The sequence below is a fragment of the uncultured Clostridium sp. genome, from assembly GCF_934754915.1.
GTDB lineage: Bacteria > Bacillota > Clostridia > Clostridiales > Clostridiaceae > Clostridium.
This window is the reverse complement of record NZ_CAKVKB010000102.1, coordinates 1-12192: the sequence shown is the minus strand read 5'-3', so window position 1 is coordinate 12192 and position 12192 is coordinate 1. Positions and strand designations below refer to the sequence as shown.

The 12192-nt window shown below is 30.5% G+C and carries 8 protein-coding genes and 1 CRISPR repeat array; all 8 genes read right to left on the bottom strand.

The window, feature by feature from the left end; genetic code table 11:
- On the bottom strand, positions 1 to 924 hold a 924-nt coding region (locus Q0F58_RS13700), incomplete at its 3' end, for an SseB family protein (RefSeq protein WP_294377552.1).
- Between the two features lie 13 nt (positions 925 to 937).
- Positions 938 to 1900 (bottom strand): SseB family protein, encoded by a 963-nt coding sequence (locus Q0F58_RS13695; protein ID WP_294377551.1) that lies wholly within the window; start codon positions 1898 to 1900, stop codon positions 938 to 940.
- A gap of 64 nt (positions 1901 to 1964) precedes the next feature.
- Complete coding sequence (locus Q0F58_RS13690; protein ID WP_294377549.1) at positions 1965 to 2639, bottom strand: HAD family phosphatase; 675 nt, start codon at positions 2637 to 2639, stop codon at positions 1965 to 1967.
- 143 nt (positions 2640 to 2782) lie between these two features.
- Positions 2783 to 3349, bottom strand: a complete 567-nt coding sequence (locus Q0F58_RS13685; protein ID WP_294377547.1) for a hypothetical protein — start codon at positions 3347 to 3349, stop codon at positions 2783 to 2785.
- A gap of 301 nt (positions 3350 to 3650) precedes the next feature.
- A CRISPR array of direct repeats spans positions 3651 to 5925; the repeat unit is 36 nt; unit sequence GTTTTAATTCAGTTCAAAATTACACAACCCTAAAAC.
- Positions 5926 to 5993: 68 nt separating this feature from the next.
- Positions 5994 to 6698 (bottom strand): type II-A CRISPR-associated protein Csn2, encoded by a 705-nt coding sequence (csn2, locus tag Q0F58_RS13680; protein WP_294377545.1) that lies wholly within the window; start codon positions 6696 to 6698, stop codon positions 5994 to 5996.
- Positions 6695 to 7015 carry a CRISPR-associated endonuclease Cas2 gene (gene cas2, locus Q0F58_RS13675; RefSeq protein ID WP_294377543.1) on the bottom strand — a complete coding sequence of 107 codons (321 nt, stop codon included), beginning with the start codon at positions 7013 to 7015 and terminating at the stop codon, positions 6695 to 6697. The genes csn2 and cas2 overlap by 4 nt, the downstream gene beginning before the upstream one ends.
- The gene (cas1, locus tag Q0F58_RS13670; protein WP_294377542.1) at positions 7005 to 7877 is read right to left on the bottom strand and encodes a type II CRISPR-associated endonuclease Cas1; all 873 of its coding nucleotides are present in this window, start codon (positions 7875 to 7877) and stop codon (positions 7005 to 7007) included. The genes cas2 and cas1 overlap by 11 nt, the downstream gene beginning before the upstream one ends.
- Positions 7874 to 11875, bottom strand: a complete 4002-nt coding sequence (gene cas9 / locus Q0F58_RS13665; RefSeq protein WP_294377540.1) for a type II CRISPR RNA-guided endonuclease Cas9 — start codon at positions 11873 to 11875, stop codon at positions 7874 to 7876. Before cas9 ends, cas1 begins: the two co-directional genes overlap by 4 nt.
- Positions 11876 to 12192 lie beyond the last annotated feature (317 nt).

Genomic DNA, 12192 nt, shown 5'->3' with positions numbered 1-12192 from the left:
TTTTGTAAGTACAATATTATCTGTGAATGGATTAATAACGAGTGCATCAAAGGCTTCACCATTATTAAGTCCTCCTAAATGAGTATCAAGATCAGCAGCCATTAGTATAGATTTTCTCTCTTCATCTTCAGCGTTCCAGCCATCTAATGTTTCAATATCTTCCTGTGATGTAAAGAGTGGAACAATATTAGCCTGATCACCATTATCTTCACTTGATAACATTCTAATCGCAAGATCTGCATCTGATCTAGCAATGTATGTATTACCATCTTCTACTACTAAATCTTCTTTTCTTACCATAATAGGTAATGCGAATAAAGCATCATTAAATGCTTCCATCATATGATTAAAGATTTCTGCTTTCTTATCATCATCTTCAGTATTCTGGAAAATCTTCCAAATTTCTTTAATAAAGATATTTGCAGGAGTGAAGTTACCTAAATCTTCTGTATGGTTTAAACCATTACATAAACGTTTAGAAATCTGTACTAATTCTTCTCTTGTAAGAATATAGTCATCACTAAATGGGTTAATCACAATACCATCAATTTGATTACCATCAGCAAGTGTAAGTTCTTTTGCTAGGAAAGCATAGTTGACTTCTACTGCTTCTACTTTTCTTCCTGGCATTGATGTTTCAGGTTTTGCAAGACTGCTTTTTAATTCTTTTAATGAAGTATAAACAGAAATAAAATTCTTACTTCCATCCTGTGGTGAGATAGTAAAGAATGAATGATCATATTCTAAATTTTCACCGCTTTCTGGTAGATTCATATAACCATAATAATGTGATTCTGTTAGGTTCTTAAGGAATGCTTTGTAGGCTACTTCTTTGTCACCCTGAGCTTTTTTCCATGCATCAAGGGAGTCAGTCCATCTTGATGTAGTAAATGCTTGAGCATCGTTTAAAGGTTTGTAATTCAACTTGTTTTCCTCCTTAGTTGATAGTTTCTTTATTATAAAACATTTCATCTAACATGTCTTTAGAAAACCCTAGATGATCTGTAAAAGGATTAATGAGAATACCACAAAATGCATCACTAGAAAAGAGTACATCCTTGTATGATTCAAATGATTGACATGTAATAATCATTTCCATATCTGGTTCATCATGTGTCATATCTACTCTTTTTACATCTTCTAATCCAGTAAATAAACTAATATAGAGTTTATTAGGATCAGCATGAGAACACATAAGTGGTTTGATATAAATATCAGCACCTGTGTGCAAAGCAAGTTCTCCTGTCTTATTTGTATATAAGTCTTTCTTATTTACAAGTACAGGGCAAGCAAAGACCCCATCCTCCATAAGGTCTTCTACACTTTCTTTTAATAACTCTTTTACATGAGGATCTTTACCATTAGAATGATAGATCTTCATATTCTTTCTAAACTTTAAATTAGCTGGCACAAGACTTGGTAAGTCTTTATGATGATTAATACCTGTTGTTGTATTGTGTCCTATACTATTTAATAGTTTCTCATTCGCAATAAGCTTTTGTGAGAAAGGATTAATCACTAAACCATTCAACCCTTCTGTACGCATATATATCTCTTCTAAGAGGCGTTTATAAGAAGCTACCATTACTTCTACCTGGTAACCTGATTGTGGTTCAGGAAGATCTATATAGTCTGTAATCTCCTTTATATTTGTGAAAGCAGGTAAATAGGATTGTTGTTGTTCATTAGATACAGAAATGATTTCATAATCGGAATTATCATTGTTTAATGGTCTTTGAACCATTACAAGATAATCTGAATGAGATATCAAATAATGAAAACGTTCTGTAATATCTGTATTGATATCATAATCTTGAAGCCAAAGATTAAAGAGGTTATTCCATTCTTTACCATCAGGATAATGTTGTGGTGATACAATACTTAAACCATTATAATCCATAAAAAAACCTCCTTCCTTCTCTATTGTAACATGATAGATGTGATAAGAGGTTTTTAATCTTTAATTATTTTATTAAATCGAGCACTTTTAGAAGATTTTCTTTGATACATAATAAGTGTGATTGGTTCATATCACTAATATCTACTAAATCAGGTACACCAATGACATCAATACCTGCAGCATCTGCCGCAATAATACCATTTCTAGAATCTTCTAAAATGAATGTTTCTTCTTTATTTAATCCATAGATTTCTATTGCCTTATTAAATATCTCTGGATTAGGTTTAGCACGAGTGACATGATCACCACATACAAACTTATCAAAGTACTTGTCTAAACCTGCAGACTTTAATGAGAATAGTACATCTGGTTCAAAAGTAGAACTAGTAAGGACCAATGTATAATCATTATCTTTTAGATATGTTAATAATTCATGAGCACCCTTCTTTACTGGCATAGGGTTTGTTTCTAAGTATTTTCTTGTTTCTTTAATCTTATCTTCTCTAAAACGAGTAAAATAATATCTATTACCTGTGATTTTTTCCAACATTTCTTGTGCTGCTAAACCGTTTGAACCAATAGTTTTATAGGCAGCTTCTGGATTAAATGGTTCATTATGACTAGCAAATACCTTTTCCCACATCTTGATTCCTAAAGATTCACTATCAATGAGTAATCCATCCATATCAAATAATACATTCTTCTTATTTTCCAACATTCTATAATTCCTCCATATCAATACTGTATCATTATATAGTGTGATTGGGTATATGTAAAATAATTGTTGATAGCGATTACAGTTTATGCTATAATAAGAGACGAAAAGAAAAGCAGAAAAAAGACTTGAATATTCCCCCATTCAAGTCTTTTTTTATGTTTAATTTACTTTTTTGATGCCTGCATGTATTCTTTTTGACAGTTCTCGACGAATTGGGCAGCCATAGTAGTTGTATAGTGCTCTGTTTCAGCAATGTACTCATCAACATATACATCTGTATGATGACCGAATGAATGTAGGAAACTACTTAACAGCTTAGTCAACTCATTATAGTAGTTAATCCCTTCTTGTTCAGATATCATGCCTGTCATTAAAGAATAGTAAAGGCAGAAGTTAACAGATCCAGAACGATTAGATGTCATAGCATCTATACCATACCAAATAGGATTCTCGTCTATTGTATATGGTCCGTTTTCCATCATAGTATATACTTCTTCTGGATCAAAGGGTATGTGTGCTTCTTCATAAAATTCATCTAATAATTCTATTTGATGATCCCTAGAGAGGGTGCTGTGAGAAACGATTTGATAACTTATTCCTAAACAGTAGGTTTCGAAGCAGTCTAACGCATCGATGGTGTTGAAGAGTTGTTTGTACATACTACTGTCTTTTACATTAATATAAAGTTCATTGAGTTTACGTTTAAATGAATGAAAGTCTGATAGTTTCATAGTTATTTACCCCTTTCCAATAATTATTATACTGATTGATTTATTGATTTCAAGAAATCAAAAAGTGTATAAATTCAAGGGAAAAGAGTTCTGTTCAAGAAACTAATATTGCATCACTATAGCATTAAACTCATAAATGATCATACTTCATAAATAAGAATTACATCCATAATAACACAACTATAAAATTATAGGTTTTTGCGAGAATACGAATAGAAATTATAATACAAGACACCGTTAAGATAAAAAGTGATAAAACAAGAATGCAATTTCACACTATCCTAATGTATCTTACATTCTTATTTTATTATTAGCATAAATAACACAACACTAAAACTTCATCAACGAAAGTTGGAAAAATTTTAATTCAGTTCAAACTACACAACCCTAAAACACTCCGTTTGACTATACATTCCTGCGCCTGGGGGTTTTAATTCAGTTCAAAATTACACAACCCTAAAACAAGAGCGTTAAATGGACGTCATGCTATCAAGTTTTAATTCAGTTCAAAATTACACAACCCTAAAACTCTAGGGTCATGCGTGACATGGTCGGTCGTGTTTTAATTCAGTTCAAAATTACACAACCCTAAAACTATAAAACTTCATATACTCTAAATAGCCTAGTTTTAATTCAGTTCAAAATTACACAACCCTAAAACTTATCTGATAAACAAGTAAATCATCAACATGTTTTAATTCAGTTCAAAATTACACAACCCTAAAACCATCAGGCAGTACAAGCTGTGTTGTCATGTGTTTTAATTCAGTTCAAAATTACACAACCCTAAAACACTGTAGATTTACAGTTATTAGTTAAAAGTGTTTTAATTCAGTTCAAAATTACACAACCCTAAAACTTGTACTGTAGATAGATCTCTAAGTGTTGAGTTTTAATTCAGTTCAAAATTACACAACCCTAAAACTAATCATGAGCGCCATGAATAATTTAGCAAGTTTTAATTCAGTTCAAAATTACACAACCCTAAAACATCAGCGACAGCCATTCTCTTCGTGGCTCAGTTTTAATTCAGTTCAAAATTACACAACCCTAAAACGTATCTGAAGAGATATCGCTTCCTGTCGCAGTTTTAATTCAGTTCAAAATTACACAACCCTAAAACTCAACATTTAATTGTTCAAATGCATTTATAAGTTTTAATTCAGTTCAAAATTACACAACCCTAAAACCTTTTAGCAGCATAACCAATATGATTAGTTGTTTTAATTCAGTTCAAAATTACACAACCCTAAAACGGTACGTGTTCACCTTTTTCAATCAGACATGTTTTAATTCAGTTCAAAATTACACAACCCTAAAACTCAGTCCCTGACATAGTACCTTTGATACCTGTTTTAATTCAGTTCAAAATTACACAACCCTAAAACACGATGTCAAAAAGTTCTGCATCATCAGCAGTTTTAATTCAGTTCAAAATTACACAACCCTAAAACCCGAGCGTTTTGTACTTCATTTTCGCAAGTGTTTTAATTCAGTTCAAAATTACACAACCCTAAAACCCGACATCTTGTAATAATTTCAATACATTAGTTTTAATTCAGTTCAAAATTACACAACCCTAAAACCCTTTAATGCACTTTTGATTATATCTTCCAGTTTTAATTCAGTTCAAAATTACACAACCCTAAAACAGAATGGTAAATCAGACGAATCTATGTCGTGTTTTAATTCAGTTCAAAATTACACAACCCTAAAACTTCGATTGAATCACGTTCAAAGTCAGGGAAGTTTTAATTCAGTTCAAAATTACACAACCCTAAAACTGAGCTATATGGCTATGGCTGGATGGAAGAGTTTTAATTCAGTTCAAAATTACACAACCCTAAAACTCTCCTCCTTTAGACTGCTTCTTGATGATGGTTTTAATTCAGTTCAAAATTACACAACCCTAAAACTGGAACTGCAGTGCGAGTATGGCATGAAGGGTTTTAATTCAGTTCAAAATTACACAACCCTAAAACTCTTTGTATTGTGATATTTTCTGTACATGTGTTTTAATTCAGTTCAAAATTACACAACCCTAAAACTAATACATCAATATATATCAAGAGATGATGGTTTTAATTCAGTTCAAAATTACACAACCCTAAAACAACTGCGTATCAACTAACACTTCATCACCGGTTTTAATTCAGTTCAAAATTACACAACCCTAAAACTCTTTGGTGTTTCTCAACAGCTTGATCATGGTTTTAATTCAGTTCAAAATTACACAACCCTAAAACGACATTGTGCCCCAACCATTGCTAGGCAGTGTTTTAATTCAGTTCAAAATTACACAACCCTAAAACTTCCTAATAAATTGAATCGTCTTCTAAGGAGTTTTAATTCAGTTCAAAATTACACAACCCTAAAACTGATACCTTCTATTGCCCCACGGGTTCTATGTTTTAATTCAGTTCAAAATTACACAACCCTAAAACAAGATGTGATCAAACTGCTTGTCGATGTAAGTTTTAATTCAGTTCAAAATTACACAACCCTAAAACTTTGTAGATGACACTAGGCAGAAATTTAGAGTTTTAATTCAGTTCAAAATTACACAACCCTAAAACCTCAAATTCAAAAAATTAGATAGTATTTTCCGATTTAAAGCTAGGATTCTTTTCAGGATAACGACTCCCTAGTCACTTTGAACCTCTTCTATTTTATCATAATCTTCACATAAATCTTCATCTATTATATATTTTCTGAAAGTAATAAAATCAACTTCCCTACTTTTATTCTCTATAAACAACAAATGAAGATGCTTATAATTCTTATACTTAATCAATTCCACTAATTCTTCATCATCTAAATAATCAAGACAATTATATAGAACTAGCACTGGCTTCTTTACCAACTCAGTGACTAGCTCCACATAATTCATTAGCCTATCATAAAGCTTTTCTTCTGCTTTTCTTGATATCTTTAAAGACACTGCCTTTAAATAGTTTTCAATAGTTAAGTCATTTTTATAGTCAAACTCTAGATTGTAATCTTCTAGTTCATCTTCTAACATGGCACTAAGATCATCAACTAACTTTTGATATCTCATACATTTATCTTCATCAGATATGATACTTTTGCTTATTTGTGCATAGATTTCTTTTAACAGACTCTTGTCATTAAAATCTATTTTATAAAGATCTGTTATCAATAATACATTAGTAGTAATATTCTTCTCTCCATCAATAAACAACAGTTCTGTACTCTTATTCTTATCATATAGGATAGATGACAATAAGCTTAAAATGTGAGCATAAAACTTATGATTCTTAATAATCAAAATAGTATTATCTTGATCATTAAAGTCTATTTCTTCAAATCCCATAATTCTTAGTTTCATAGGACTATCAGCCTTTCTTCACTATCCTCTTTAAGAGTCTGTTTATTACCACAAATATATTCTATTGAAGCGAATTGTTTTTCTGTAATAATTAGAACTTCTACATCTCCAGCACTAGGTTTATTATCTCTAATTCTTTTTACCTGTGCTTTCACAATAGAATTATTCAAAGCCAATTTACAATAAACACTCTCCTGCATCATCACAAATCCATCATTAATAAGCAGTTTTCTAAACAATCTATATTCTTTCTGATCTTTATATGTAAGTGTAGGCAAATCAAAAAATACAATAATCCTCATATATCTATAACTCATATTCAAAAAACTCTAGATAGCTGATATCTTTCTTTTCAATTGCCTTAATCACACTTTTCACATATATAGATATCGCATTAGAAACATACTGATTACTATTCTTTATTCTAACTTTATGATTTAACACATCTACTAATTTAAGCCTCATAGAACCATCAAATATCTCATCACAGTTTTCTCTGACTATTTTATCTACTAATGGTCTAAATGGTTCCATTAAGTCCGATGATAAATTAAATGGATTAAACTCATTACAATGTTTTATTCCTAGCTGTGTTAAATAACCATTTAACACAAGTTCTTTATTAAATTGTGATAACAAAATTGAATATCCATAATTCAAAGATGCATTGATATCACTCTTTGATGTTCTTGTGAAATCCACGCCAAACAAGTCATCAAAATACACTTTAGCTGCATGCCCTTCTCTATTAGTCGAATCAAATAATCTGATCTGATCAACATACTTATATAGTTTCTTTGATCCATCTTCATCGTAGTTCTCTAATAGTTTAGCTTGGTTCTTAATCTTTTCTTTGATTATTGCAGTCCAAACCTCTTTAGCATAATCATAATCCCAGTTTATTTGTTGGCGTACTCTTTTACTAGAATTATGACACCCATAATATGACATTACTTCACCTACAGGATTTCTTTTTTCATCACAAAATACAATTTTAATCTTCCTACTTAGTAACTCGTTTACTAAGTAGGAAGTAATGGCAACAGCAGTACTACTTATAATAAGTATATTTATTTCAGATAAGTGAATCATATGTACTTCATCGCTTCTTACTATTAAATATCCATTCTTATAAGTAAGTTTAGCTCTGCTGTCTATAACTACTGTTCGCCAACTCATAATTTGTATTTTTTAGTGTATATTCCTGTTGGTGACTGAGAGACGAATATTACTTTTTCCAAATCCAAACTCACTTTACTTTTTCTTCCAATTCTATCTCCTATATTAAAATCAGCATATTGAATTTTTCCATTTCTAGGCCCTCTATGCATAATAATCAACATTTGCTTTATGATATTTGCCTTTTCTTCTTTAGAAACAGCGACATAATCCTCATTCATGCTTTCAAATTTTTCTGCAATACCTTGATATGCAGGATATAATGTTTTCATTTTATTTGTTAGTTCAATATATAATTGAATCATCAAAATATCATCTAGTGCATCATAATCTTCTTTGAAAATTGCATTATATATATCCGCAATTAATGCACACTGCTTTTCGTTTAAAACAAGTTGTCTACCATTTACATATTCTGTTGGTGATGTTAATAAATATTCTCCACCATCCATTTCAATCATTTGGTTAACCGGAATATTATCTTTAATAATTCTCACATCACTCAAACTTTCTTTTTCTTCTATATACTTGATTTTTTCATCAATAGAAGCTGCTTTTAAATGTAAAGGAACACCTGATATTTTCTTAACTAATTCAGTTTTCTTTCCTCTTTTTTTCTTTCCTTCTATTGCAACAATAATATATTGCAATCCACTAAATCCACCATATTTGTGAACATCACTACGGTTCTTATTAACTGGTACAACTGCTTTTGTTACACCATTAGAAGAATTTTTATCATTAGAAAGAACAGTCAAATTAAACATCTGTCCACTCTTCTGATCTAATTTAGTTGTACAATAACAATCTTTATAATAGAAACATTTCTTGATTTCATTAATAATATCTGGATTCCAAATAAGCTCACCATCAACTTTATATGGATAGTTCATACTATTAATCACAAAGCCGTCTTTCCATCTCTTTTGATCGTTCTTATTCTTTCTAAACATCTTCATGTATTCAGAATAAACAGCTTTAGAATCATGCATATTAGGATATCTATCACGCATAAATCCACCAATCAATGCCACAATATAAGCATCATGTGCATGATGATAATCATTAATATCTCTGTTCTTATAAATATGATTCTTTACTCTAAATTCATGAGATAAGTTTGCACGAATAGCTGCAACTTTAGTTGTAGAATAGTGATCTTCAATGATTTGAGTTACATTCTTTGTAATCTGTCTTGTTTCTACTAACTGTCTATTAATAAATCTTTCTTCATCTCTTTCTGTATATTCAGTTTTGATTAAAGAATAGAATTTCTTGGGACTAATCAATTCATGATCAAATAACAATTTCCAGAATCCAATCATTTTCACACGAACATCAGAAGGAACAACTAAATCATCTAGTTTTCTCTGATTTTCTTCAGGTATTACAAGAACTCTGTTATCAAAACTATCATCCTTAACAAGAGACTGAGGCACAATATGATCAATCTGATACTTGTCTAATGAATCAATATCTAGTTTTTTACCAGAATACATACATTTACCTAACTGAGTGAAATATAAGAATAAACTATCAGAAGAAATCTTCTTTGTGTTATCAAAACCTTTTAATTCTTCTAACACAGTCTTGTATTCAACTTTTGTTTGTTCATCTAAGTCTTTATACACATTTTCTAGTTTCTTAATCTTAGATTCTGTTCTTTCTTTAGCTTCTTCAGATCTTTCAAATTCGATATAGATATACTTAGGTCTACATTTCATTACTTTAGTAATTTCTTCTACAATTTGTAAAGACTGCCATATACCTCTCTTTAGTGCTGGTGATCCTGCTAGTCTTTCTACTTCATCATAAGTAAATTTACCATCTTCAGGGCAAGAAGCAGCAGCTTCAATCATCTGTGCATATCCTAAATCTCTATCATTAATGATTTCCATCAAGTTTAAACGAGACATTTCTAAAACATCTAATACTGTGACACTGCTACCAAATTTATTATCAGCAACAATACCATCAAGTAGTTTCTTTGATAATCTTGACCACTCTTTATACTTTAATTTTAAAATCTGTTTAATCTTGTCATCCGGTAATGCGTATTTTTTCTTTAATCTACGCTTCATAATTTTCTTATCTTCAAATACAGTCAAATCATAGATGATATTTTCGATAAGATTAAAGTTAGACTGATCAATCTTGCCAAAGATGTTTGTGAAATCAATCCATGGAGTTAATGAAGTTGAGAATTGATTTTCTTTCTGGAAACCTTTAATTTCTGCATCTTTACTACAACATTGATTATTCACTAACCAGTTCTTTAATTTCTTTTCAGTAACTGTCTTGTTCTTCATGAAAAGTTCATTATAAATATCATTCTTAACATCTACTTCTAAAAGCTTATCATCAACTCTAATCTTATTTAATTCATTGTATACTTCATATTTAGATACTATAAGTGAATTCTTAGGCAATACCTGTTCATCAGGGAAATATGTACAATAGTTAGTCATACGCTTAATGAACTCTTCTGCAGTTGCATCTACATCTACAATATCCTGATAGTTCCAAGGTAGTATTCTTTGGTTTTCTTTACCTTCTAAACGTTTAATCCATGAGAACTCACTATTTTCATTTAGTGGACCAAAGTAGTAAGGAATTCTAAATGTTAAAATAGATAATAGTTGTTCTCTTTTTTCCTTTAATACTGGATAGTATTTTGCCTGATTATCTATAATCTTAATCATTTCATCAAGCTGCATCTGATAAGGTACAGATCCATTAGTACGTGAATTCTGTTTTAATAAGAAATTTTCTAGTTCAATATCATGCAAAATCTGTTTTGCTTCTGGTGTATCAACCTTTTCAATGCACTTCTTTACATACTTATAAAATTCATCTACAGGCGCTTTAGATGGGTGATTAATATAATTATAATATCCCTTCAATTTCTCATTATCATTTCTGAACATATCAAAATATTTCTTAGGAACATTATTCTTAATACAATCTTTTAATAATTTTAAATCATCATGATGCTTGTTATAACGACTCACCATTGCTTCAGAAATTGACGCATTATCAGTATGTGTTGCTCCCATAATTGTCTGTAACTCAACCCAGCTATAGATATTATGCAAAGAATCAATAAACTCTACATATTCCCCTAAATCATTTTCAACTTCACTAAACTGATCATCATAATTTGAATCAGAAAACTTAAGTTTAATTTCAGAATCCCCTTGCTTAATAGATTCACATAGAATCATCTTAGTAACATTCATTTTGTTTCCAGCTATACCAGTCACTAATTCTTTAAATGCACTCTTATAATCTTTCTCTGGTGCAATTAAAGCCATAACTTCATCAACCTTTGCTTTCTTTGATAATGGCTTCTTTAATATTTCTAATATTGCTAGATTCTTCTTTTCATCGTCCTCATAAGGAATATTGTTGAAATCTGCAAATTGTGTAAATACATCTGACAACTTATCTTCAATATTTGATGCATCCATATTAAATTTCTGACCTTCATATAAGAAGTTTCCTCTATATTTCACGATATGGTGCAATGCTAAATAAATAAGTCTTGGATCAGCTTTTTCAGTTGATTCACACAATGCCTTTCTTAAGTGATAAATAGTAGGATACTTATGATAATAAGTATAATCATTAAAATCTTCATCAATAAACAAGTTATAATTATCCTTATAATCTGCTCCCAAATAATTAGCTTTATCTTCTTCATCTAAAAAAGAAGTGTGCTCTAGTCTAATAAAGAAAGTTGGATCATTCTCTAAAACCATATCTTGCAAAATAGCTCTTAATAATCTAATTCTTTCTCTTCTCTTATTGTATCTTCTACGAGTTGATCTACTAGCTCTTCTATTAGCTGCTGTTTCTGCATTATTAAATAATCTAGATCCCCATAGATGTTTCCCATTTCTTTTCATAAGTCTATGATTCATGTCTACAACGGCCCATCCTACAGACCCTGTTCCTAAATCTAGTCCAATACAATAATCCACAATATTTTGGCTCATACCTTGACATCCTCCTAAAAAGTGATTATGCTAATAGTGTCGAAACAAATAGTTTTGATACAGTTCAAAATAACACAACGAGTTAAAATAAAGCTTATGCTTAAATGTCGGGTTTCCCGATTGTCATTTAGATGACGTATCAAATGCTACTTCGGTAGCATTTTTTATTTGTCTTTTTTTACTATTAACACCTGAATTTATTTACTCCTTTATTATAACTCTTTTAAATAAATATATTAACAGTTACCCCTCCGACAGCGCCTTTTTAGAGGCACTTACTAAATTTTTCTCTATTTTTTGGTGAATTTCTCATTATT

Bases quoted from the DNA above. Each gene is read 5' to 3' on its own strand.
- Q0F58_RS13695 (WP_294377551.1), bottom strand. From the start codon at position 1,900: ATGGATTATAATGGTTTAAGTATTGTATCACCACAACATTATCCTGAT.
- cas2 (WP_294377543.1), bottom strand. From the start codon at position 7,015: ATGAGTTATAGATATATGAGGATTATTGTATTTTTTGATTTGCCTACA.
- Q0F58_RS13685 (WP_294377547.1), bottom strand. From the start codon at position 3,349: ATGAAACTATCAGACTTTCATTCATTTAAACGTAAACTCAATGAACTT.
- csn2 (WP_294377545.1), bottom strand. From the start codon at position 6,698: ATGAAACTAAGAATTATGGGATTTGAAGAAATAGACTTTAATGATCAA.
- cas9 (WP_294377540.1), bottom strand. From the start codon at position 11,875: ATGAGCCAAAATATTGTGGATTATTGTATTGGACTAGATTTAGGAACA.
- cas1 (WP_294377542.1), bottom strand. From the start codon at position 7,877: ATGAGTTGGCGAACAGTAGTTATAGACAGCAGAGCTAAACTTACTTAT.